This is a genomic window from Thioalkalivibrio denitrificans, assembly GCF_002000365.1.
Lineage (GTDB): Bacteria > Pseudomonadota > Gammaproteobacteria > Ectothiorhodospirales > Ectothiorhodospiraceae > Thioalkalivibrio_A > Thioalkalivibrio_A denitrificans.
Genome location: NZ_MVBK01000099.1, coordinates 39,458 through 62,321, shown reverse-complemented (window position 1 = coordinate 62,321; position 22,864 = coordinate 39,458). Strand labels below are relative to the sequence as shown.

Genomic DNA, 22,864 nt, shown 5'->3' with positions numbered 1-22,864 from the left:
GGTTTTGGATCGCCGCTGGTAAGTGGTGTAGCCAATCGGTGGCGGGCTTGACCGAAAAATGGAGAAAAAAATGAAAGAAAGACTGACGGATTCGCTAATTCAATTGACGGGCGGCGAAAAACACCGGGATGGGCCCGGCTGTTTCCCTCGGGAAATCAACGAGTTGATCGATCTCTTGATCGAGATTCAGTTGCATCATGAGCGCGTCGCCTTACTTCAATCTAAGGGGGAGAATGAATGTCAATGAAAATAGCGATCTACGCGCGATATTCCACCGACAATCAGCGGCAGACGTCTATCGATGATCAGATTCGACGCTGTCGAGAGGTCATCCAGGGATTGGGGCTGGAGAATGGGGATGTACAGGTTTTCAGTGATGGCGCGCTATCAGGAACAGATAAGCACCTTTCTAAGCGACAAGGATTCCTCGCGCTCGTTGATGCGTGGGACCGCGGAGAACTGGACCTACTGGTAGTCGACGAAGTTAGTCGGCTATCGCGGGACGCGGTACAGCTAGCTAACCTTCAGCGGAGGATCGAGCAAACCGGCGTCCGGGTTGTGGCCGCGGATGGTCTCGATACAAGTCAGCAGCAGTGGCAGCTGTCCTTCGGTCTCGTTGGACTCATAAGTCAGCAGTCGATTCGAGACACGCAACATCGGGTCGTTCGAGGAATGTTAGGCCAGCTTGAGCGCGGATTCATGATCGCAACCCCGCCTTACGGCTATCAGTACGAGCGGCAGCTCGACGATCAGGGCAACCGCCTGGGAACCGCCTGGCGGGTTGATCCGGAAGAATCGAAAGTCGTGGTGCAGATATATGAGTTGCGGAGTAAAGGCACAGCGTATGGAGAAATCGCGAGGCAGCTTAACGAAAAGGGTGTCGAACCGCCTCGTCCCCGAAAAGCAGCAGCATATTGGCGGCCAGCAACGATCAGGCGGATGATTGGGAACACGATCTATCGTGGTACGTTCCGTTGGCATGGATCCAAGGGCCGTCAGGAGAAAGTCAAAAGGAGAAAACGCGATCCCGAGATCCGCGAATTTGAAAGGCCGCACTTGAGGCTCGTCAGCGATGAAATCTGGTACCTGTGCAACGAAGGAAGAATCAGTCGATCGAGATACGGGGGCGGAAAGCACCGTTTCGCAGGGTTGGTCTCATGTGGTCAATGTGGCAGCACGTTGACCATATCAACCGGCGGGAACGCCCAAGCCATGTACTGTGCGCAGTGTGGGCAAGCACGCCGTGTGGGGATTGATCGAAGGCCAATGGGCTATCTGTCGGTGACAGGGCTTGAGCATATACTGACAAAAGCGATCGATGCGATCATCACAGGGCCGATCCTGGAGGAGCGCAGAAGGCGGCTTAAGCAATTGCTAACACAGGATGTGGGTAGTGCAATACAGGCAGCTAGGCTCGAATGCGAAAGAGCGGCGAGGGGATGTGGCAGGTTGCTGAAGGCGATACGGCGCCAAGAAGGAGAGGATGAACTGCTACTGAATGAGTACGAGGAGGCGAGACGGGAGCATCAGAGTCTGTTGCGTAAGCTCAGTGAGCTTGAGAAAGAGCGAGTTCCGGTCGATATGGAGAATGTTCGACGGCAACTGGAGGTAGATCCGAGAGATCTGATCCCAAGGATTTGGGACTCTAACAGGCCGGTTGCGGAGATCAGGTCCTTACTCGCCCGCTTATTTCCGGAAATCGTCTTCGAGGGAAAGAGGAGCCGTCATGTGGCCGATGTACGAGTAAGCCTGTCCCCGGGCATCATGTCGGCGCTAGCGTCCAACACAGAACCTATGGATGGCTCATTGATCACTCTGCGGTTTAGGCTGACAAGTACTGCCCGTCGTCCAACAGTGTGGACCGTAGACTGCATCCCCGTCGAAGATGAGCAGGGGGCCTCGTCCGCGCTCAATCAGAGGCGCGTCGGCTGATGCGGGAAAGCTTGCAATTAATGTTTTGTCTCGTTCTGGGATCAGAACGAGACAAAATGATAACTGCTTAACCCATTGATTTTAAGGGTGGAGGAGGGTGTTCGGCCGGCCGAAGGGACTCCTACAACGTCAAACCGCGTCAACTTCTGTGCATGCGCGAGGTTGTGCGGCGGTCACGGGTGTGGAACTGCGCCCCAGGACGTTCCGCCTTGGCTTGTGCTGGCTGCGGTACACGGATCCCATGGACGGCGGAGTAAGGAATGGTTGCTGTTGCTTAGGGATCGTTTGGTTAGGCGCTGTTGACTGAAAAGGATCGCGCCAAGGCACGGCGGCGACATACCGAGCCCCCTTCTACTCCCAGCGAAATCTCACAGCGCTCCTGGGCCCTCGCAGGTCGACCTCGGTCAATCGTTGGACATCGGGGACGGACTATTATTCTCCGCGCAGTAGCTGATATTTCACCACCTTCAGATTCAGCAGTTCGAGCGGCGTGTTGCACCATCACGGAGTTCGATGCGCGAGAAGGACAGATTCTTGACGTGTCCGATGCAAGAGTTGTTGTGCATTGGCTATACAGGGCATGTCCGATGCCCAACGCCTTGACCAATACTACACATCTGATGCTGTCGCAGAGTCGTGTGTCGATATCGTGACACGGTTGTTACCCCTACTAGGTTACGGCCAATGCGTGAAGTTCTTGGAGCCCTCTGCGGGCACTGGGGCTTTCCTCAAGCAGTTGCCGAGTTCCGCGGTGGGTATCGATGTTGATCCGAAATATCGGGGTGTGATGACCGCGAACTTTCTTGAAGTGACAGCGCAGGACATCGGGATCAGAGACAACGACAATGTTGTTATCGTTGGAAATCCACCCTTCGGGCGTAGGGCAGCGTTGGCCATTGAATTCTTCAACCATGCCGGGACGTTTTCAGACACGATTGCATTCATCGTGCCTCTGCTGTTCCGAAAATGGTCTGTGCATCGACACTTAGCCCCCGGGTTTCGTCTCATATCGGATACAACTCTGGAATCGAATGCGTTTTCATTTAAAGGAAGGCCGTATCATGTCAACTGCACGTTTCAGGTGTGGACCCGACGGCATGGCACACTGGACGATCTAAGAATTAATGCGCCGCCGCCGTCGCGCCATCCAGATTTCAAGGCGCGGATATACAACAATACGCGTGCGGCCGAAAAGTTCTTTGATGAAGATTTTCACTTTGCGGTGCCACGACAGGGAGTCGTGGATTATTCAAGGAGAGAGACAGATCCTTCGCGTTGCGAGCGAACGACACATTGGATGTTATTCAAGGCAGCAAGCGAGAAGGTCAGGCAGCGGCTCACTAGTATGGACTTTGAAGGGCTTTCAAAGGGAAATACGGTAGTTCCGGGTTTCGGCAAGGCGGACGTAGTCCAAGCATACAGCGAGTTGTATGGATCGCCCAATCGGTAGATGCCCTACTCGCGGCGCTGACGAGGATCTCTGTCTCAGGCGGCCCAGCCCAAAGCCATGATCCTACGGCGGCGTCTCCCATTCATCGGGGGTTTGGCTTGACGGCCTTAGGCGCGGATAATGACTCAAGCGCCTTCCCACTGGATCGGAACCGGGAGGAGATATGCACAGGAGAAATCAGCGGATTGTGATTCGTGTGACACACGCCGAGCATACGCGGCTCGCCAGGTATGCCACGCATGCGGGTCTGTCATTGAGTGAGTTCATTCGCCGAACTGCGCTTGATTGTCCGAATGGGGACGAGGAGCAGGCCCGGTATGCGTTGTTCGATGCCGTAGTTCACGCCACTGCAAGAGCGGAACGGGCTATAGACGACACTCTGGAGCATGTAGCACGCTCCAACGAACGCATAAAGCGGATGGAGGCACGCGCCCGCCATCGTGGCAGTTGATACACACTTTGCCTGTGGGCTGTGAATTGCTGGTGGCCTGAATGTCGTGGCTAGGCGAAGCTACGGACACGAGGCCCGTCAACAATGCCTGGTCGTTTCGAATATGCCGGGCAGAAACTGGGCTTTCATCTCTGCCTTCAGCGCCTTGTCCTCGTACCTCTGCGCACGCGTACGCGTAGGCTGTCGAAATAGGCTCGGTCGGCGGGTATGGCGCGTGCCGATCCGGCTCCGGCAAGCATCAGGCTGCGCAGCTTGTGCCGGTCCAGGTCGCGCTGAACAAGATCACACACATACTCGCTGGGTGTGCGATAGCCACGCAGGCGGACCTGTTCCTGGATGAACGCCGTGAGGCAATCGGGCAGGGAAACGTGTAGTGTTTTCATAACTAGAACCTAGGCGGCATCGCAGGAGGCATACTCCACGCCCATTCGGCCACCTATTCCATGGCCATTCGGGAACTGAATATTGGCAAGTTCGGGTGGAAGCAGTCGTAAAGAGCTCTGCGAAGCGGTCCTCGCCGACTACTGGTATGACGTCTTGTATCCCAGAAGCGATTCATCATTGGACGAATCACCCGTCTAGGCCACCCTGGAAATTCCTTGTCGACGCTTTCTGCCCATAATATCTCAACTATAAACGCCGTCCTCGATACGACCAAGGACATTCTCGACTTGAGTCATTCCGGGTTCTGTATCGAGGGCTTCAATCGGCTTGGAACCCAAAGCGACGATATAGCTAGTAAGCCAGTCATGCGCGATTTGCTCGTCTGAAAACACAATCTCTGCATGCACGCCGACCTTCGAAAGCCGATATGCTCGATCGGAATGCAGAGGAGAGAGTCGTCTTCGTTCTGCCTTGCGCTTCAGGTAGCTTCGCCGAGACAGGCCTAGTACACTAAGAACCTCGGATTGGGTAAGTGCGAAACGCGATCTCAAGCGCTCGACGACGGCCGGCGACAACCCGTTACGCATCTCCTTAATGAGTTCATCGATCGTTATGAATTTCTCGGTGCGGCGCCCGGTTATAAGCGCCCGGACCAGGGAGTCGAGCTCAGCAATTGAACTCGGTCCCCCTTGCCGCCCAGGCCTTGATCCTTGCCGTATGCCGCCCGGCCGTCCGGAGGGCGGGTTCGTGATCTGTATCATATGAACTCCCCGGTTCGATAGTCGTAATCGCTCGGTATGGGCCTAGTGTAGACGAGACCCCCTTGCACAGTATGGTGTGCATGGGAGCGTCTGTTGGAAAAGGTCTTTTCATGTCAGATGTGCAGTCCCATTTCTGGGACCGTCCTGGTATGCACACTCGCACCTTGCGGACATTGGCTCTCACGCACTGCGACCCAGAACCGACCGAAATGCCTCCTCCTCCCCGCCCGCGGCAGAGCCGTTTGCGTTTCAAAGCCAAGCGGGAACCGCCATCCCCTTGCGTCTTTACGATTCGTATTTTACGAAAGCGGCTTATCGTAAAATAAGAGTGGACCCTATTTTGGGTTGGTACAGGGCGAACGATACGCGATCTCCAAGGGCATTGCATAATCATTACGACGGTGCGCGAATAGGCGTCCGCCGCAGCGCTCAATGTCAGGCCCGCTCAGCCTTGTGTAGGCCCGTCGTTCCGAAGAATCGGGGTGGATTTGAGCTCAATAGTTGAGCCGAAGCCCACACCAAGCTGCGGGCCTCGGCTGAAATCCAAGACGTTAGGCAGGACTTGTTAACTGGAGCCCTATGATTCCAACTATAATCAGCAGCAGGCTTGTGATCTTGAGAGTCGTCACAGACTCCGGGAGAATCACCAAGCCAGCGATGGCGGCGTCTACCGCACCTATTCCCACCCAGACCACATAAGCCGTGCTCAACGGTAACGACCGCATGGCAACGCTGAGTAGGTAGAAGCTTCCGGCCGTAGCAACGAGGTTGACAAGAGAAGGCGCTAGTCTCGTAAATCCGTTCGTGGATTTGAGCCCAATCGCCCATACAATTTCGAGCAAACCAGCAAGCAATAGGATCAACCAGCTCATGTCGGCTCCTTGCATTGAGGGGCCGTCCCCGCCAGTTGATGAAGGCGCCAGGGTCGTCCCTGGGCATCTGCGGTCAAGGGTTCAGACCACGCAGTATGATCACTCGTAACACAATAGGAGATGGCGCTCATCAGCCAGAGCGTGCAAGAAACTTGTGCGTGTGTAGGCCAGAAACTCTCTGTCCCAAGGCTCGATGCCCGGAGATCGTAGGATCCCCGGGCACCGTTACTTGTTACTTTCTCAGGTGTGGCTGGTCGAGGTATCGTACATCCAGCGGTGAGTAGGGCAGGGGATTAATGTACTTGTATCCTTGCGCCTGCAGGTATGCCAACTCCGGAAAGCCGGCCGGAACCACTGTGATGAAGCCGTGAAAATCGTCGGGTGCATACCCGGCCGCAAGAAGCGCATTCCGGCACATCCGGAACTCCACACCCTCTTCGGCCAATTCCGCCATACGATCGACGATCGCCTGGTACTTCACGTAGTTCTCCTTCGCAAAAGCCCGTAGTTCAGGGCCATGTGTCACGACGATCATATGGCCTTTCAGCGGGACACGGGTGTTGTTGACGAACGCGTAGAGCAGGTTTAGATCGTTTGGATCCTGATAATTAGCATCGAAGACCGCGTTGGTTACAGGGTACTCCTTCATGTCTACAGTGGCAGTGCCGTAGGGCGAGAAGTCGTCGCTGGCAAAGACGGGTGTGAGCGAAACGGCCGCGGCGAGCACGGCGGAGCCCAGGATAAGTGTATATTTACTAGACATCATTGATACCCCTTGTATTGGGTTGAAAGTCGAGGCGAAGAGTCAGATACATGCTGACGCTAGACCGCATTTGACCATTCCGAAGCGGAGCACCATCTGCTGAGGTGCTCTAGATTACTTGCTATGTTGTGGCGGCATGCGCTGCCCACGACAAGCGCGAACCCCTTCACTTGGGAGTGCTCTTGCATCATGCAGACGAAGGAGTCGGGCCTCACCAGGTTATCAGTGAGGCCCTGGTGTCATGAGTGATTGGTGTATGCCTCCTGGTACGTGGTTGCTGGCCATTCATTTGCTGGCTCCCTTTCGAGACGATCAAGCACCGATACGTGCTGAGCACATACAGTGGGGGATTGCGGCGGGAATTCGTCAGAACATCAACGATCTTCATGGTTGGCCCCATTGATGGCACTGATGGGAATACTCAACGTGTCCTCATGGCTCGAAGTAGACGGCACAGGCATAGCCGATGACAGCGGGCTGTAATGACTAAATTTCATGTCGATCGACGCACGACCTTCTGAGATCTCATTTAACTCGCTATGGCAGCCAAACACGCCGGACAGCGGGCCGCTCAGGCAGAGCTGGCGCTCTCCGGATCCGTATCCGATCGTAGTCAGGACAGCGCCGCGCGAGAGGAGACGCGCCAGAATGGGTTGAAGATAGTCAGTAGGTGTGGTGATGATGATGGTCATTACTGGTTCGGCGGGTACGGGCTTTGTGGTACAGATGATGAGCGGTTCGGATGTGCTCAATGGCATCGGGCATACGGTTCGGAGCAGTAGGACCGCCTGTTGTAACGCCTTCTCGTCCACGGCAAGTATGCGAAACCCCCTTTGCACCTGGTTAATTTGTGCGCCTGCTGTGTCATGGAGCAGAACGCGGATGGGTATGATCTGGTTCGCCGCTTGACTGGGTGTGGAGAGTAGGTGTTGTTCGAGGACGTAGGTCATAGCAGAAGTCCATTGCGAGCGCATGCTTCTTGTGCCCCCACAGTTGTAAGGTCCGCAAAGGCAGTCCGGGTGACCGAGTGAGTTCATGAACGGGCGACAGGACGACATGGTTTCTGTCTAGGCGCGCATCGTTTGGCGCAGTCCGTGCACGTCTGCTAACAAGGTGTATGACGTATCAACACCCGCGCCCTACGCGACCCGCGTCTTACGTGGGCACGGCCGTGCAGTCTTGAGATCGGTTGGGTGTTACTGCCGGGGAAGGGGGTCCCCGGCGTCGCTACGGCTGGATGGTGCGACGCCTATGATGGTCCTGCCGGTCGTGAAGGCAGTGCTGGGAGCTTGGACTAAGCATAATCATGTTGCACATGAGACCAAGTTGATCCAATCAGCAGTCGATTATAGGCTCAAAAAAAAACAAAGCAAGGCGCGTACTGGTGGCGTGATGCGAATGGCAGCCCGGTGCTTGAGATATCCAGTAAGCTCGACGCGTCAGAGTACTTTTCAACTCACGAACGGTGTGGGACGTATGGATTCTATGACTGCCTCTGGAGGATGGAACGCCAGACCGCCGGTCGTTTTCCTGGGGCCGAGTCTCCGCATCGAGGATGCCCGGAGTATATTGGATGCAGACTACCGTCCGCCTTTAAGGAAAGGAGATCTTGATGCATTGACTGCACCGTGTGCGGTTGGAGTCATAGACGGAGTACTGGACAGGGAGCAACGGCTTTCTTTAGCCGAGGTCCGATGTGCCATGGAGCGGGGGTTTCGACTTTATGGAGCGGCGAGTACGGGAGCCCTGCTCGCATGTGAGTTGGAGAGGGAGGGCATGGTGGGTATGGGTCAGGTGTTCCGGTTCATTAGAGACGTTGCTCACAATAGGGAAGACCTTGTTGCCGTTCTATTAGGGCCGGACCTCATGAAGGCAATGACCATACCCATTGTTGATGTTGTGTTTACCCTTGCGCGTGCCGGTCTTATTCCGGCCAATGAGAAGGAGCGTATGTCGAGAGTGTTAGAAGCGCTCTCCCTCATGCCAGTCGAGGAACGATGCACAGATCGCCTCAAAGCTGTTCTCCGGAAGGTCATTGGAGAGCATGGGGTTGCCGATCTGCCGGCGCATTTCCACAATGCGAAAGCGGACGATGCCCGTGGTTTGCTCACGTCGATGGCTTCCCTTGGATGCAGCAATATTGGGAATGAGCGTATTCCATACCCATTTCCTGACCGATGAGAAGAGGCCCGGGGGCGGCAGATGCCTGGCACATCGGGTGACGTCATTTCCCGATACGGTAGGGATGTCGCCTCAGACCCCTGTCTGTACGGAATTTGCGTTGATTTTCGGCCGACGGAGGCCGGCCGTTTGCGTTGGACCCAGGTTCAAGATAAGATCTGGCGGATCGACCCGGCGGGCCGCGCATGCCGCGCAGGTCTCCTTAGTACAGGCAGGCTCTCACACATGTCTGGCACCTCCCTTTCCCATTTCTTCCCCGAAGCTGGCATCTGCCCGGCGTGAGCCGGACGCGTGCACGCGTCCGGCCTGATTGCTATCCAGGATCAGTTGATGTCGACGCCCCTGTCGGGGCGATCACGTTGTGTGCGAGTTTGGCTATGTTGAAGGCAAGTTGTGTTGAACGTCCGGAAAGTCACCGTGACGACAAGAGTTGGGTGAATCCTCGTTCCCTGGAAGGGTTGGTCGATCTTTCGCGGATCCTGACCGGTCTTCAGACGCAGGCACCGGAGGATCCCGCCATGATGGGGTTGGCAACGGGTGACGTCGTGGAGCTTCTATCCATGGACGACGGCAGCGAGGCACGAATCGAACTCGTAGAGTCGGATGCCGACGGTTATCGACCTGGAACTGCCACGCTGACGTCCCCGCTGGGGAGTGTGCTTGTGGGCAGGCGGCCGGCGGAACTGGTGGAGGTCCGGTTCATGGGGCGCCGGATGAGGTTCCTGATACTTCGGGTTCTCTGGCGAGCGAGGGACGCCACAGCGGCAAGGCGTGCATCGAAGCCCCGGAAGAGGGAGGCTGGACGGGCACTTCAAGGGCAGGCGCCGCGCTCCCCTGGAGGGGTTCCGGCGTCACGAGGGGTTGTGCGGTGTTCACGCTGAGACGCAAGGGAAAGTATGGCATCCAGCTTGAGCGAGCCCTGAAGAAGGCGGGCGAGCATGAGATCACGCTCTACGTGTTCACGCCTCATGATCGTGCGTCTCTCGAACGCGCTCTCGGCGGGACGAGGGCGTTGCCGGGGCACTGGCATCACGGCTTTCGGTTGCTCGGCCTGCCTGCCGAGGACAAGGCGAGTCTGGCGGATTCGTCAATTTCTCTGCTGTCGCCGTATTACGAAGTGCTATGCGGCACGTGGCTGTCCCGTTACCAGGCCTCCATGGATCAGCTTCGTCAGCGATTCGAGGACAGCGAGAATCCCGAGGAGATCGTGAGGCGTGCGCTGAAACTCAGCGAAAACCTCGCGCGCAGGCTTCGGCAGTCTCCCCCGGAGAGCACGGCGCAGCTGTCATACTTCAGACGAATGGACATCTATTTTTCCTGGTACTCGGAACAGTTCTTCCTGGAGTGCGCGAGTAAGGCGAAATATAGCGACGTCGGGCAACTCGACAGCGAACGCGTGCGAGCCTATCTGGATGCGGAGCGCCAATACAGGGAGCGGAAGGGATACCTGGCGGATCTCCGAGGTTCGCCGACCCAAGTCTGGAACCGGATGGCGATGTACCACAAGTTGCTGCAATACCCGGTTGTCATGAAGACCCGAACCACCGAGTTATGGCGTACCACGCACAGGACAGTGAAGGCGCTTTATACGATGGTGATCATGACCCTGTTCACTGTGCTCTTGTTCCACACATTCAGGGCTGCACACAGGCTGACAATCACGCTGCTGCTCATGATCGCCCTGGTTCATGCGCTTCGGGATTATCTGCATGACGAGATGGTGAACCGGATTACGGGGTGGGTACGCAAGGGAAGGCCTCTGGCGAGGACGCGTATCCTGAAGCCGCTGACCGGTGAGGAGATGGGTGCGCAACTGGTGTGGTTCGATTACTCACCTCCGGCGCGTCTCCCGGACAACGTCAAACGCAACGCAGGGAGGGGTCAGACCGGTGAGGAGATGCAGGCCGTCCTCTACAGGACGCGATTGACTCTGGAGTCGAAGGCATTGGGCCAGGACCAGATCCAGGAGGTATTGGGGCTTGACCTGGAGCCCCTGTGCGAATTGATCGAAGGTGGGCAGAATCGTCTGTTTGCGCAGACGAATGATGAGGAGGTCCAGAACGGGGTTCTGGTGCATGAGATCGAGAGACAGCACAGTTATACCTTGCTCGTGGTGTGCACCGTTCCGGGCGATCCGGTGGCAAGGGCGCAGCGGTGGAGCGTGACCCTGTCCGTGCGCGGCATTGCCCAGTGCGAGGCCAGGGACGCGGACTGGCCGACGCCTGCCTGACCGCGGGATTTTTTCATGAACCTCCCTGATGTCGGTCACGTTCTCTACGCTATCGAGGTTGTGGGTGTTGTCGCCTTCGCCTTTTCAGGCATCAGCGCGGCGGCAAGGCAGCAACTCGATCTGGTCGGCGTCACTGCTGTTGCCGGCCTGGCGGCATTCGGTGGCGGTACTTTACGGGATCTGCTGCTCGATCGGCGTCCGCTTTTTTGGGTGGAGCATGTCGAACTCGTGTGGTTGATCCTTGCTTTAGCCGTTGCCGCGGTACTTTTCATGCGCGCCAGACACATCGCGCCTACTCAGCGCGCCATGCAATGGCCAGACGCTATTGGTATGGGATTCTTTTCTGCTGGCGGTACGCAAATTGCGCTTGGCATGGAGATGCCGGCGCTGGTTGCGGTCATTATGGGACTGTTCACAGCCACTTTTGGAGGCGTACTGCGGGATATTGTTTGCAATCAAATTCCCAGTGTGTTCAGCGATCACCGCCTCTATGCGATATGCGCTTTTGCCGGTGGTTGGGTACTGGTGGCCTGTCATGCCGCAGCATTGCCCACCGCGCTGGCATTGATCATTGCTGCACTTTTCGCAACTGTCATGCGCATGCTGGCCATTGCTTTCAACTGGCAACTGCCACGCTGGCGCATGGAGTGAGGCCGAAGAGTGGAGCCTTCTCTCGTTTCATCAGGTGTTATGGCCTTGGTGGAGATTGGCGAAAAAACTTAACTGCTCGACTTTATGCTGGCGGCGTGTTTCAAAAAGCCCGCATCCACTTTCCTTGACATTTTGCTTGCCACACTTTCGAATCAAGGTCTTGTCGGAGCGCTGGTTGAACTGAATCACTGCCACATTCAATGTGGAGTTGACTCCGTTTCGTGGACACCTGATTTTTTTGGGAAGGAGGTGCCCACGATGACGAGACGAAGTACAGCATACCCGACGGAGTTCCGGCAGCAGATGATTGAGCTGGTCCGTGCGGGTCGCAACCCGGAGGAGCTGGCTCGGGAGTTCGAGCCCACGGCACAGACGATCCGCAATTGGGTGGCCCAGGCGGAGCGCGATGAGGGGCGACGCACAGATGGCCTGAGCACGGTCGAGCGCCAGGAGCTCACGCGCCGGAGACGGGAGAATCGCCAGCTCACGCGGCGGCACTTCGAGAACCAGTCCGCCGCCCGGATGGCCATCTTCGAGTTCATCGAGGGCTGGTACAACCCGCATCGTCGCCACTCCGGGAACAGACGGTTTGAACCCCAAACCGTAGACCGTCCACGAAACGGGGGAACTCCACTCTGCGCTCGATCCCGCAACACTGGCGAGAGCAACGTTATGGATCCGGTTATGTCAGGGTTATTCCATTGGTCGAGATGGCGATCATTCTCACCATGCTCTCGCGTTGCTCACCCCGTCACCTCCGGCAACATCACACTCCAGATCGCCCCTACGAACCCGATCGCTGCGAGAATCGCGATGACCCCTGCCACCGGCATGACCGCCGTGAGCGCGCCGACGCTGCCGGCGAGCAACAGCACGATGCCGATAACCGTGTTGCTGACCGAGACGTAATCGGTGCGGCGGTTTCCGCCGGCGAGATCGACGATGTAGGTCTTGCGCCCGAGGCGGATGCCTGAATGCGCGACCGAGAGCAGGAAGAAGAACGCTGGATAGATCCATGCCGCAGCGGCCAATGCCGGAATGAACGTCGCCACGGCCGCGAGGGCGGCTGCGCTCGCGGACGCCGCTGCGCCGGCAACGATCATGACGCGGCGGCTGGAGACGTCGGCGAAGCGGCCCCAGAACGGGCCGGCGACGACATGCGCGATGCCGTCGGCGAGCACGAACAGGCCGAGTACGAGCAACGCGCCTTCGGTCTGCTCATGCGCGAGCATGATGACGAAGGGCGCGCTAAGCGCCGACGACAGGAGCAACGCGCGTGCGATCACGAAGTGGCGGAACGGTGCGTCTCTCCGCAGTCGGTCGAGGCGCTGGACGGTTTCGATGAGCGCGTTACCGCCGCCTTCGGTGACCCCCGGGTACTCGCGAATCAGTGCATAGGTACCGGCAGCTAGCAGCCACAGCCCCCCCGCCGCGGCGAACGGCAGCAGGTAAGTGAAGGTATTGTCGGTACCGGCCGGATCGACCATCAGCACGATGCCGACGCCGATGGTGACGATGCCCGCCGCGAATTCCGACCAGCCACCCACGCGGCCGCGGCGTGTCTTCGGTACCGTCTTGCCGAGCACGTCCTTAGAGGCGACCGAACAGAGGCCACGTGCGAGGCTGAACATCACCAGCGCCGCGATGAGAGCGACGCCGGCGGTCGTGCCGGTGAGTGTGGCGGCGATCACGACCATCGCGAACAAGGCCAGGGCTTCGAGCACGGAACCAAGCACGAATGTCCATTTGCGTATCCGCTGCAGGCGCACGTAACTCGCGATGACGAGTTGCGGAATCAGGGAGCCGGATTCGCGGATAGGGACCAGGAGGGCGGTAAAGATGCCCGGCGCGCCCAGGGCGGTGAGCAGCCAGGCGAGGACGGTCTTCGGGTTCGCGAGCGCATCGGCGAGCTTGGTAAAGAACTGGGCGAGGATCTGCAGAAAGAAGTTGCCCGGGACCACGCGGCAGGCATCGTCGGAAATGTCCTTGCAGACGCGGGCGTCTTCGTCATCGACGAGCGCCTGGTAAGCCATTTCGATGGCGGGGCTGGTACGAACGGTCTCCTGCATCTGGTGGCATGATCCAATCTGGTCGGCGGCAGGGGCCGCCATTGCGCTTTCGGCCCAGCCAACGACACTGCGGGTCAGGCGTGAGTGACCCCCGCGCGGTTCGACGAGATGTGCGGATCCTTCTGGGGAATACCATGTGTGCTTCACAACATTTCGCCGCCATGTGTCTGGTGTTTGCGACCGGGGTAGCCGTCGAGGAGCCGGCGCACTTCGTGGCCACGCCCGAGGACGCGCAGGTCGTGAGCGCTACACCCGACAGCGATGCAGAGATGAGTGCCAGTGCGAGTCCAGGGACGCGAACTGGCCGACGCCTGCCTGACCGCGGTGGCACCATTCGTTGTTCGGGGTGGTGCGGTGCGTCCATGCGCCGCACCCGTTCGGGCCTCGTAGGACAAGTCACGCCCGGTGATTCCATCGTCCGGGTCAGTCAGTCGGTATCTTGCTCATCCCGACGCTCACGCTTTTCCTTGCGTCGTTCCTTTAGACTCTTTTGGGCCTTCTTCTTCGGTTTCTCCTTACTCATGATGATCTCCTGATAGAGTGGTTCAGAGGATGACAGCATGCACGTCGAATGCATCGTCGACGTGGCTCACCGCGATACGCTGATCAATTGAGGGAATCCCATGCGTGCCCCCATCACTTCCGGCGCGGCCATGTGCGGCTCGCGGGCCGGGTTTCAGGGGGCGACCGACTGTACCGCGGGCGCGTGTCTGTGCCGGCGCGCTTCGGGAGGGAGAACCTCGAGCACGAGGTAGCGAAGCGGCCGCCCCAGAAATCGGACTTCGGCGTATTCCGCGGGCTCCAACCCGAGGATGGAGGCCCCCAGCGGCGAGAAGATGGATATTCGGCCTCTGGGTGGCGCGCTGTCCACGGGAAGCACCAGCTCGATTTCCGCTTCGCTGTTGTCCTGCAGATCGAGCAGTCTCACTCGGGATCCGATGCGGACTCTCTCCGGGTACTGGTTGGCCGGCGCCGCGTCGGTTTCGTCCAGGTTCTCCAGCTTCGCCAGTATGGATGCCAGTTCCTGGGGGCCGAGCGAGAGGCCGAGGTGGGTATGCAGGTAGTACTGTTCAAACTGCTGAAGCACCTGGTTCTTCAGCTCCGTGAATCGTTCAGACATGAGGATTCCCCTCCGACTTGAAACTCAGAGTCAGACGACAGCTTCGGGTGTCAAGGAGAACGGCCGGACGCGAAGCCGCGTCCGGCTTAGGCCGGAAAGATCGGGGAGGGACGGAACTGGAAGGTGAGGTACGTTGCCATGGGTGCTGACAGGCCTGAATGATCAGTTAGTGCGGATACGTATACCGCCGGAAGCGGTTGATCGAAGTCAGACCATAGCCCGGGGGGTCGGGGAAAGCAAACTCCACCACTTTCCGGAGGCTCTCTCCGGATTCGCGATGTGATCAGGTCTTCGCGGGAGCCCCCGTAAACTAAAGAAGGGGTAGGGACCGACTAGTCCGCATTTCCCACCAATAGAACGCGGTGTTACGCCTCTACCTGTGGGTTGGGGGCTCTTATGGTGTTCCCCTGAAGGCGGCGTATCTGCATTTTATCGATGAGATGCGCGGGCTAGCGAGAAACGCCTCTGTCCGGAGAAGCATAGCGAACTGCCGGGTTGCGAAATACGGTGAGGAGCCATGAGCGAAGAAAGACAGGGCGCCCATGGTCCTGGTCGAATCGTGTGCCCGGCCATTTGACGCGGGCCAGTATGGCAAGATCTGTAGGACAGGAACCGAGCGTCCACCTGATAATCACCCTATTCGCCGTGGTTGGAAGTATTGCGCCATGGTGGAAGGCCGCTTTGTTGGGAACCGGTATCTCCGTCCCGTTCTGTGCGTGGGAACGCTGTCATTTTGCGCATCCGGGTCGGACGTCGGTGACCCGGATCCGAGCCGCGAGCTCATCCGTGCATCACCTCCGCCTTCGCGCGCGGTTCGAGAGTGGTAGTCTCCACTGGCGTGTAGTGGCTCAGCGTCATGTTGATGGTTGCAGTGTCCCCATGGAGTTCCGATACCTCATCGTAGCACCCGAGCAGCCCGGAGATCGGCGCCAGCATGTGGAGGCTCCAGTCCTCCTCGTTGTAACCGGTGGCGATGATGCGTGCCCCTCTTTCCTGGAAACACTTCCGCAGCCCGTGCAGAGTCCAGAGCGGTGCATGCACCACGACCCGCATGATCGGTTCTGACTCCACCGGTTCCCGGGCGAAGATGATCGAGGGTGGGGATGCTTTCAATGGGCAGGCGGAATAGGCATGTAGTCGCGCGGCGGCCTGCCGGAGGGCGATCTCGTTCTCAGCCAGTATACGAAACCCGCTGCTGATCGCGTCGATGCGCGCATTCGGCAGGTCGGACAGATTCATCGCCCGCTCGGGTTGTGGCGGATATTCCGCGTCATTCGGTTTCAACAGGACTTGCTCCAGTACATATGCCATGGTGGGCACCCCCGTAACTCTTGGGCAGACAATCAGTGTCCGAATGCGAGGTCAATGCGTGACCGCGGTGGCGTGGCCTGCGCTCTGTGCCGGGTCCACAGGTTTGTTCCTGTATCGACCAAGCGTTGTGCGCCAAAGAATGCGGAGCGGTGGAAGGCACTCGAAAGGCATCATGTCCAGCGCATGCGTGAGCGAGGACTCCAGTAATTGGCACATGCACTGGGTACGACGGCCTTGCGGCGTTCTGCGTCCGCCGACTTTGGACTCGGGGCCAATGGGGATTTTCCGCCGGGGATGTCGCCCCCGGCGGGATTACGGCTGGGCGATGTGGCGCCCCAGGGAATAGGACCGTCTCGTGTGGCGACGGTGGAGGGTTGGGTTCAGCATGATCATCACAAACGAAAATCCAATCAAACCCGCTACGAGATCGATTATACCCATTAGACGCAGCAAAACCAGCGCTTCGGGGACGCACTCGCAGCGTGTGTGGGTTAGAATCGCGCCTGCCTTCGACGTACCTCGACGATCCGCTCTGAGGCCTCGAGCGCATCCCGCAGGGTATGGATTCCGCGCTCGCGCAGGAGCGGCAGCATCCGAGCGAAGATCTGGGCGGTGACCAGCGCATCGCCCAGCGCCGTGTGCTGAGCGATCAGTACCGCGCCCAGGCGCCGGGCGGTGGCCTCGAGGGTGTGGGCGGGCGTATGGTCGTGGAGAAACACCGACAGCAGCAGCGTGTCGAGTACCGGATTATCAAATCGCGCGCCACAGCGTTCCTCCTTGAGACGTATGAACTTCATGTCAAACGCGGCGTTGTGAGCCACCAGTACCGCATCGCCTACAAATGCCCTGAACCTGGGCAGGACCTCCTCGATTGCGGGCTTGTCGGAGACCATGTCATCGCGTATGCCGTGGATCCGTGTGGAGGCCCTCGGGATGGGCCGTCCCGGGTTGACCAGTTGATCGAAGCGCTCGCTCTGGAGCAGGCGGCCGTTTAGCAGGCGCACGCCGGCGATGGAGACGATCTCGTCGCCTTGCGCGGGCGCGAGCCCGGTGGTTTCAGTGTCGAAGATCACGTAGGAGAGTTCCTCCAGGGGACGGTCCAGGTGGGCTCCCTGGTTGGCGGCCTGGTCCGCAAGCGAGAAGTCGTAGAACTCGGGCCGGGGCTGCACCCGCTCCTGCGGGGCCTCCCACCGCCGGCGCGCACCCGGCAGGGCAATCTGCATCTCGGCACGCCCCGGACCGCCGGGCCGGTTGTGCAACGCGCCGTGATGACGTTCGAGAATGCCGCGCATTGTGGCCTCCCCGCCCGCCTCGGGCAGTTCCTCGTCCAGCCACTGTTCCAGGGTCTCCTCCGGTACCGGCCATCCGTGCCACGCGATCCCGAGGCAGACCCGGCCGTCGCATGGCCGCGCCTCGATCGTCACCGTCTCCACACCCCGGCTCCCGCACAACCGGCGCAGCAGGTGTTCGAGCACCAAGGCGACGGAATGACCCTCGGCGCGCAGCCAACAGGGGGAGCCTGCCACGCTGATGCGCGGCAGCCCGTCGGGATGGCGGCGCCGGACGCTGGCGATCAGGTCGGCGCTGCTGACGTCGGCCATGGTCCACGGCGTGGAGAGGGCCCGTCGGCTTTGAAAGGCCAGATGCTCGAGACGCCGTCCCAACTCCCGGGTTTCTCGAACCAGGGTTTCTGCATGCAGGTGCTGTCCTTTCGGTGGTCCGGCGAGGCCCTCGGCGGCCGCGGAGAGCGTCGCCAGTGGCAAGCGCAGCGCATCGATTGCCGAGCGCAGCGCGTGCTCGCGACGTGCGGCATCCTCGATCCTGTGCGTGATGTCCTCCAAGGTCACAACGAAGGCGGAGCGCAGCGGGCTCGTTGAAGACATCAGACTCATCTTGCAGCGCAGAAGGATGCCGTCGTCGATCGTGGCGCAGACAAACTCGGTACCCTGTTCCGGGCCGGCGTCATCATCGGCCCGGGCCAGCCGATGGTGCAGCACGTCCAGGGAATGATCGATCACCGAGCGGTTGAGCAACTCGTAGATGGAACGACCCAGGCCCAGGGACTCGCTGCGCAGGATCGTGCGGGCGGCCGGGTTGTAGAGCAGGATGCGCCCGTGCGCATCGCTGACGATGACCCCTTCCCGGATCTCCCGAAGCACGATCTCCAGGCGGTCCTTCTGCCCTTCGATGTCCTGTGCGCCGCAGGTCAGGGTCTTGGCCACCTCGCAGCGTGCCTCGTGGAGATGCCGAGCCAGGGTGTGTATGCGCTCGGGCAGCTTGCCGAGCAAGTGGATGCGGGGCAGTTCCAGTTCGTGGCCCGGGTCGGAGTGGGTCAGAATGGACGTGCCGCGGGCGAGTGCCGCGAGGGAACGCATGATCGTGGCGTCCAGCAGCAGCCAGATGCCTATTGCAGCGCCCAACAGTACGAGGGCGCCGATGCCGAAGGCGGCCACCAGGGAAGTCGGGTCGGAGCCTTCCGGCAGCGCCTGGAGGCTCAGCGCGGCCAGGGTGCCTAGAACGGCCACGATGAGCAGCGTCAGCACCATCGCCGGGGCCCAGAACATCAGGCGACGGGCCACCGCGCCCGGGATCCCGGGGTGGTGCACACTCCCGGATCCCGACGTGTCTGTGCGTTCGTGCGTTCGTGACTGATGACGGGGCATGTCGTCGTTATTCCGCCCGCTGCTTCTCCATTTCATGCCCGTGATCTGCAGTCTCATCAGAACACCTGCCCGGTGATGTCCGTGCGCACCTGATCGCGCAGGCGACGCACGCTTCTCATCGCGCGTCTGAGACTGCGTACCTGTGAGCGGTCGAGTTCGCCGGGATGAACGTAGTAGTCCGGTGTCTCGCCGGCGTGCAACTGGGCGAGTTGGTGGCGCAGTACCAGAGACGAAAGGGTACCGTGGGCCCGTTTCAGGCTGTCGAACCTTGCCAGGTCGATGACCTCGAGATCACGCAGCGCCTCCAGACGCGCCAGCGTACCCGTCACGGCGACGCGGTGCTTGAGGGCCAGCACCCGAACGGCGGTGATCAGGGGCAGGATCGCGGTGTGTTTGAGATTGATGTGGCCATGATGCGCGCTGCCGCGCTCCATGGTGACGAACCGCCCGAACAGGCCGAGACCGACACCGTGATCACGGTGCTCGTCGACCATGGCGCGCAGCAGCGAGGGCGTGGCGGCCGCGAGTTCCTGCAGGCTTGCGCGCAGTTCAAGGCCAAGCTGCAGATTCCCGGAGACGGGCCGGAAGTCGTAGAAGACATCGCCCAGGCGGATGCTCACGGTCGCCAAGGTGCGCGCCCAGATCCGGATCTGAGTCCGCCATTGGCTCAGGGTCTTTCTCCATAGGGGGTTGATGCACATCACATGGCCCACATCGCGGGGAAAGCCGGCCAGTTCCAGGTCCTCAATCAGGCCCTCGCTGAAACGCTGAAACCAGCCATCGATCCAGTCGTGGTCCGCATCGGGGTAGTCGGCCAGGACCAGTCCGTGATCCTGATCGGGAGCGAGGTAGTTCTCCGCGCGACCGCCGGAACCCATCAGCAGCAGGCAAAAATCCGCCGGCGCGCGGCCGTGGCCCTGTGACTCGAGCAGGGCGATGCGTCGGTCGGCCAGGCGGATGTAGATGTCGTCGTTGAGGCGCGTAAGCAATGCCTGAATCTCGTGGGCATCAGCCTGTCGGGCCAGCAACTCCTCGATCAGGGGTGCCTGCGCCTCCCGAATTGCCCTGGCGGCCTGCGGGTCGTCGTCGCCGCTGCCGCCAAGCCCGCGAAAGTGGTGCAGGACGCGCCCGCAGACCCGCGGCAATGCCCTGCTCAGGTCGAGCAGGCCGCATACGCGGCCCTCCACGTCCAGGACCGGCGTGCGTCTCAGACCCAGTTCCAGCATCCGGCCCACGGCACGGTAGAGCGGGTCGCCGCACGTAACGGTGTGCACGGGAGAGGTCATGATGCGCACGCAGGGTTCCCCGCCAACCACGGCGTAGGCGGCCCTGCGGACGATGTCCTGTTCAGTCACGATGCCACGGGGTGTCCGTCGATGGTCAATGATGATCGCGCAGCTGGCATCCGCCTGGGCAAGCGTGGCGACAAGGTCACGGCAAGAAACCGTCTCCGCCACCAGCGGAGGCGGACCTTCCATGGCGTCATCGACGCGCTCGCCAAAGAGGGCCACGTCGGTTTGCAGTGGAGCCATGTCGACTCGCTGCCCGGTCATGGTCAGAGTCCGAACACGCCCTGCACGCGATCCTGGAAACGCTTGATGGCGCGCATGCTGCTGATCAGCGACTGCAGGGCCATGTCGTCGAGATTGCGCGGATCGATGTACTTGTCGGGTGGGTGGCCGCCGTCGTGCTGCGCGAGCTGGTGCGTGAGCAGCAGGTCCAGCAGGCTCTCGTGGGCCGCGATCACCGAGGCCACCTTGTCCGCCGAGAGCACTCCCTCCCGACGCAGGCCCCGCAGCCGGGCAACGGTGTTGGTCTCGCGCACGCCGCTCGCCAGAGCATAGATGCGTGCGCCGTTGGCGATGATGCGAAGCCCGTTGCGCTTCACGTCCACCCGGCCTTTGCCCTCCTCGCGGTCGGAAGTCACCAGGCGGTTGAACATGCCGAGAGCCGCCTGTCCCTCGGCATCGTCGCCAGCCATGAAATGCAGCAGCCGGTCGTGTTCGCCGAGTACCGAGAAGATTTCCCGCCACAGCGCTTCCACCAGCGTGGCGTCTCCGTAGAGCAGCTCGAAGTCGAGGAAGATGTTGCTCCAGCGTGCCGCCTTCAGGTTGGGGTAGTGCGCCATGTGTCGGATCTGCCTGCACCAGTCCATCAGGCAGCGGCGGTAGTACGGGTTGCGCGCCATGATGTCGCCCCGGCACCACTCGTAGCCGATCTCGTCGAGGCGCCGGTTGAGCAGATCCGTAAACGTCTCGAACCAGTGTTGTTCATCGTCGTCCAGCGGGCGCGAGTCAGCCTCGCCGGGGCGGGCGTCGGCGATGATGATGGCGTTGTCCTGGTCCGGGTTGAGCAGCGACTCCTGCCGGGCGAGGGAACCCAGGACAAGCAGCGCGTAAGGCCGCGGAGGTGGGCCCAGGCCGCGGTTCGCCAACTCATCCAGCACGAGTTCGACGCAACGGCGCTGCAACTGCAGGTGGTACTCGCTCAGCAGAGAGACGGCACGACTGGCGTCCCGGCTGCCCTCGCGGGCATCACTGGCCACATGCGGCACCTCGGCCACCAGGGCACGCAGATCGTCCATTCCGCCGGCGTGATGGACGCGGTGCCGCGCGATTGCGTGCCCGGCGCGCACCGCGTCCAGGATGTTGGTCTGGGAGAGCATCCCAACCGGCCGTTCGCCCTCCATGACCACCAAGTGCTTCACCGCCTCCCGGACTTGGATCTCCTCCGCTTCCCACAGCGGCGTGTCCGGTGTGATGTGTGGCACAGACGCCGCCGCCCGAATCAGAGGCGCGTCTGAGGGCAGGCCCTCGATCACCGAGGCGTGCGCCACGCTGGCCACCGTGGCGAGACCGATCAGCCGGTCCTGTTCGTCCAGCACACCGAGACTGCCGATGCGCCGCGTCTCCATGAGTCGCAGGGCCTCGCCCAGGCTCGCATCGGTGCGCAGGAACGTGAGCGGAGTGGTCATCGCGCCGCGCGCGGGCCGAGACAATACGCCTGTGGCAATAGATTGCGCGCGAGTCGATCCGGCCCGGATGCGTTCTGCGATCGCATGACTGAGTGTGTCGGCCAAAGCGGGGTGCCGAACCTCGAGTTCGCGTACCGCATCCAAGGGAATCTCGATGACTTGGCAGGAGCCGATGGCCGTTACCGTGAGTGAATAGGGTTCGTCGTCGAAGTAGCTTGACAGGCCCAGGAGAGAGACCGCGTCGCAGGTAGTGATGGCGCCATTGCCGTCACTCAGCGCGACACGGCCTTCCGAGAGAATGTAGAGCAGATTTCTGTCCGCATCGCCGCGACGAAAGAGCTCGTCCCCGTCGTGCAGGCGACGCACGGTCCCATGCGCAACCAGTGCCTTCAGCGCTTCGCTGCCCAGCGAGCCGAAAGCCTCCGCAGTCGCCAAGCGTTCGATGTCCATGCCGCCTTCCAGTCCGGGCGCGATCGCCCGGGTGATCAGTGCGCCGGCGCGTCGGTCCTGCCCCAGACGCGTCGACTGAGGGCGCATGACGCGCATGTCGGCATCGTACCCGGAAGGCGCGACCTATCGCAAAACACTTCGATAAATAAATTGGCTTTTCACAGGGGAAAATAGTTTCCCTTGCAGCAAGACAAAAGTGCGACTCAATGAAACAAAACGATGCTGACTTTCCCCTGTGACGATGGGTGCTTCGGAAGGGTCCTTGTTTTAGCGCATAAAAAGAGCTTGAAAGATAAAAAAGGTAAGACTTCTATGGCAAAAAAGTGTGATCAGAAAGAGGATCAAAGAATTAAAAAAAAAGAAAAATTTTCTCCACACGATTTTGACAAGAAAGTTCCCCTAATCCTGCAAAAAGAGGTGTTCCTCTTCCACAAAAAGGGCGGAGTTCGTCAAATAAGCGTGCCGATCTCCTGTCTCGCCGCGTATTCCCGGGAACGCATTGCGTGAGATGTCAAAAAATGCTGATTGTCTTGTAAAAAAGTGGAATTTGGCCGGCGCTTTCGAGTGGTTGGCAGGCAAAACAGGCTCGACTAGACTCAGGC

At 59.9% G+C, this 22,864-nt stretch carries 19 protein-coding genes and 1 pseudogene; 9 read left to right on the top strand and 11 right to left on the bottom strand.

Annotated features, from left to right (window positions below; all coding sequences use genetic code 11):
- Positions 1–70 precede the first annotated feature (70 nt).
- The 4 genes from B1C78_RS17680 (at position 71) to B1C78_RS18115 (ending at position 3,833) form a co-directional block, all read left to right on the top strand.
- Positions 71–247, top strand: a complete 177-nt coding sequence (locus tag B1C78_RS17680; protein ID WP_175628330.1) for a hypothetical protein — start codon at positions 71–73, stop codon at positions 245–247.
- Positions 244–1,932: a recombinase family protein gene (locus tag B1C78_RS14615; protein ID WP_175628329.1), complete on the top strand. Its 1,689-nt coding sequence runs from the start codon at positions 244–246 to the stop codon at positions 1,930–1,932. Before B1C78_RS17680 ends, B1C78_RS14615 begins: the two co-directional genes overlap by 4 nt.
- 751 nt (positions 1,933–2,683) lie before the next feature.
- Positions 2,684–3,382, top strand: a complete 699-nt coding sequence (locus B1C78_RS17490) for a hypothetical protein (RefSeq protein ID WP_139349962.1) — start codon at positions 2,684–2,686, stop codon at positions 3,380–3,382.
- Between the two features lie 163 nt (positions 3,383–3,545).
- On the top strand, positions 3,546–3,833 hold the full coding sequence (locus B1C78_RS18115) for a plasmid mobilization protein (RefSeq protein ID WP_425443982.1): 288 nt from the start codon (positions 3,546–3,548) through the stop codon (positions 3,831–3,833).
- A gap of 137 nt (positions 3,834–3,970) precedes the next feature.
- On the opposite strand, the gene B1C78_RS14610 is transcribed toward B1C78_RS18115, so the two are convergent.
- The 5 genes from B1C78_RS14610 to B1C78_RS14590 form a co-directional block, all read right to left on the bottom strand.
- Positions 3,971–4,216: a ribbon-helix-helix domain-containing protein gene (locus tag B1C78_RS14610; protein WP_077279900.1), complete on the bottom strand. Its 246-nt coding sequence runs from the start codon at positions 4,214–4,216 to the stop codon at positions 3,971–3,973.
- Positions 4,217–4,459: 243 nt separating this feature from the next.
- Entirely contained in the window at positions 4,460–4,978 is a 519-nt protein-coding gene (parS, locus tag B1C78_RS14605; RefSeq protein WP_077279899.1) for a type II RES/Xre toxin-antitoxin system antitoxin, read from the bottom strand.
- A gap of 551 nt (positions 4,979–5,529) precedes the next feature.
- Entirely contained in the window at positions 5,530–5,850 is a 321-nt protein-coding gene (sugE, locus tag B1C78_RS14600) for a quaternary ammonium compound efflux SMR transporter SugE (protein WP_077279898.1), read from the bottom strand.
- A 232-nt stretch (positions 5,851–6,082) separates the two neighbouring features.
- Complete coding sequence (locus B1C78_RS14595) at positions 6,083–6,616, bottom strand: DsrE family protein (RefSeq protein ID WP_245795450.1); 534 nt, start codon at positions 6,614–6,616, stop codon at positions 6,083–6,085.
- A gap of 371 nt (positions 6,617–6,987) precedes the next feature.
- A complete protein-coding gene (locus B1C78_RS14590) occupies positions 6,988–7,563 on the bottom strand; it encodes a hypothetical protein (protein WP_175628328.1) in 576 nt (191 codons plus the stop codon).
- A 526-nt stretch (positions 7,564–8,089) separates the two neighbouring features.
- Between B1C78_RS14590 and B1C78_RS14585 the strand changes: the two genes are divergently transcribed.
- The 4 genes and pseudogenes from B1C78_RS14585 to B1C78_RS18110 form a co-directional block, all read left to right on the top strand.
- On the top strand, positions 8,090–8,794 hold the full coding sequence (locus B1C78_RS14585; protein WP_175628327.1) for a TfuA-like protein: 705 nt from the start codon (positions 8,090–8,092) through the stop codon (positions 8,792–8,794).
- An 868-nt stretch (positions 8,795–9,662) separates the two neighbouring features.
- Positions 9,663–11,024, top strand: a complete 1,362-nt coding sequence (locus tag B1C78_RS14580) for a hypothetical protein (RefSeq protein ID WP_245795449.1) — start codon at positions 9,663–9,665, stop codon at positions 11,022–11,024.
- A gap of 15 nt (positions 11,025–11,039) precedes the next feature.
- Positions 11,040–11,675: a trimeric intracellular cation channel family protein gene (locus tag B1C78_RS14575; protein WP_077279895.1), complete on the top strand. Its 636-nt coding sequence runs from the start codon at positions 11,040–11,042 to the stop codon at positions 11,673–11,675.
- Between the two features lie 84 nt (positions 11,676–11,759).
- Positions 11,760–12,110 (top strand): annotated as a pseudogene (locus B1C78_RS18110) (transposase); the annotation flags it as partial.
- A gap of 308 nt (positions 12,111–12,418) precedes the next feature.
- Here the strand turns inward: B1C78_RS18110 and B1C78_RS14565 are convergent.
- The 6 genes from B1C78_RS14565 to B1C78_RS14540 all read right to left on the bottom strand — a co-directional run bounded on the left by B1C78_RS14565 (position 12,419) and on the right by B1C78_RS14540 (position 22,358).
- Entirely contained in the window at positions 12,419–13,744 is a 1,326-nt protein-coding gene (locus tag B1C78_RS14565) for an MFS transporter (RefSeq protein WP_077279914.1), read from the bottom strand.
- Positions 13,745–14,420: 676 nt separating this feature from the next.
- Positions 14,421–14,864, bottom strand: coding sequence for a GreA/GreB family elongation factor (locus B1C78_RS14560; protein ID WP_077279893.1), 444 nt, complete (start codon positions 14,862–14,864; stop codon positions 14,421–14,423).
- 780 nt (positions 14,865–15,644) lie between these two features.
- Positions 15,645–16,175, bottom strand: coding sequence for a hypothetical protein (locus B1C78_RS14555; RefSeq protein WP_077279892.1), 531 nt, complete (start codon positions 16,173–16,175; stop codon positions 15,645–15,647).
- 491 nt (positions 16,176–16,666) lie between these two features.
- Positions 16,667–18,895: a 3'-5' exonuclease gene (locus B1C78_RS14550; RefSeq protein ID WP_245795448.1), complete on the bottom strand. Its 2,229-nt coding sequence runs from the start codon at positions 18,893–18,895 to the stop codon at positions 16,667–16,669.
- On the bottom strand, positions 18,895–20,370 hold the full coding sequence (locus tag B1C78_RS14545; RefSeq protein ID WP_175628325.1) for a putative nucleotidyltransferase substrate binding domain-containing protein: 1,476 nt from the start codon (positions 20,368–20,370) through the stop codon (positions 18,895–18,897). The genes B1C78_RS14550 and B1C78_RS14545 overlap by 1 nt, the downstream gene beginning before the upstream one ends.
- A gap of 23 nt (positions 20,371–20,393) precedes the next feature.
- Positions 20,394–22,358: a putative nucleotidyltransferase substrate binding domain-containing protein gene (locus B1C78_RS14540; protein WP_245795447.1), complete on the bottom strand. Its 1,965-nt coding sequence runs from the start codon at positions 22,356–22,358 to the stop codon at positions 20,394–20,396.
- 123 nt (positions 22,359–22,481) lie between these two features.
- On the opposite strand from B1C78_RS14540, the gene B1C78_RS17480 reads away from it, so the two are divergent.
- Positions 22,482–22,769: a hypothetical protein gene (locus B1C78_RS17480; protein ID WP_139349960.1), complete on the top strand. Its 288-nt coding sequence runs from the start codon at positions 22,482–22,484 to the stop codon at positions 22,767–22,769.
- Positions 22,770–22,864 lie beyond the last annotated feature (95 nt).

Excerpts from the sequence above, each read along its gene's own strand:
- B1C78_RS14565 (WP_077279914.1), bottom strand. The coding sequence starts at position 13,744 with ATGCAGGAGACCGTTCGTACCAGCCCCGCCATCGAAATGGCTTACCAG.
- B1C78_RS17680 (WP_175628330.1), top strand. The coding sequence starts at position 71 with ATGAAAGAAAGACTGACGGATTCGCTAATTCAATTGACGGGCGGCGAA.
- B1C78_RS14545 (WP_175628325.1), bottom strand. The coding sequence starts at position 20,370 with ATGGCTCCACTGCAAACCGACGTGGCCCTCTTTGGCGAGCGCGTCGAT.
- B1C78_RS17480 (WP_139349960.1), top strand. The coding sequence starts at position 22,482 with ATGCTGACTTTCCCCTGTGACGATGGGTGCTTCGGAAGGGTCCTTGTT.
- B1C78_RS14590 (WP_175628328.1), bottom strand. The coding sequence starts at position 7,563 with ATGACCTACGTCCTCGAACAACACCTACTCTCCACACCCAGTCAAGCG.
- B1C78_RS14595 (WP_245795450.1), bottom strand. The coding sequence starts at position 6,616 with ATGATGTCTAGTAAATATACACTTATCCTGGGCTCCGCCGTGCTCGCC.
- parS (WP_077279899.1), bottom strand. The coding sequence starts at position 4,978 with ATGATACAGATCACGAACCCGCCCTCCGGACGGCCGGGCGGCATACGG.
- B1C78_RS14575 (WP_077279895.1), top strand. The coding sequence starts at position 11,040 with ATGAACCTCCCTGATGTCGGTCACGTTCTCTACGCTATCGAGGTTGTG.
- sugE (WP_077279898.1), bottom strand. The coding sequence starts at position 5,850 with ATGAGCTGGTTGATCCTATTGCTTGCTGGTTTGCTCGAAATTGTATGG.
- B1C78_RS14555 (WP_077279892.1), bottom strand. The coding sequence starts at position 16,175 with ATGGCATATGTACTGGAGCAAGTCCTGTTGAAACCGAATGACGCGGAA.
- B1C78_RS14550 (WP_245795448.1), bottom strand. The coding sequence starts at position 18,895 with ATGAGACTGCAGATCACGGGCATGAAATGGAGAAGCAGCGGGCGGAAT.
- B1C78_RS14585 (WP_175628327.1), top strand. The coding sequence starts at position 8,090 with ATGGATTCTATGACTGCCTCTGGAGGATGGAACGCCAGACCGCCGGTC.
- B1C78_RS14610 (WP_077279900.1), bottom strand. The coding sequence starts at position 4,216 with ATGAAAACACTACACGTTTCCCTGCCCGATTGCCTCACGGCGTTCATC.
- B1C78_RS14615 (WP_175628329.1), top strand. The coding sequence starts at position 244 with ATGAAAATAGCGATCTACGCGCGATATTCCACCGACAATCAGCGGCAG.
- B1C78_RS18115 (WP_425443982.1), top strand. The coding sequence starts at position 3,546 with ATGCACAGGAGAAATCAGCGGATTGTGATTCGTGTGACACACGCCGAG.
- B1C78_RS14540 (WP_245795447.1), bottom strand. The coding sequence starts at position 22,358 with ATGCGCGTCATGCGCCCTCAGTCGACGCGTCTGGGGCAGGACCGACGC.
- B1C78_RS14560 (WP_077279893.1), bottom strand. The coding sequence starts at position 14,864 with ATGTCTGAACGATTCACGGAGCTGAAGAACCAGGTGCTTCAGCAGTTT.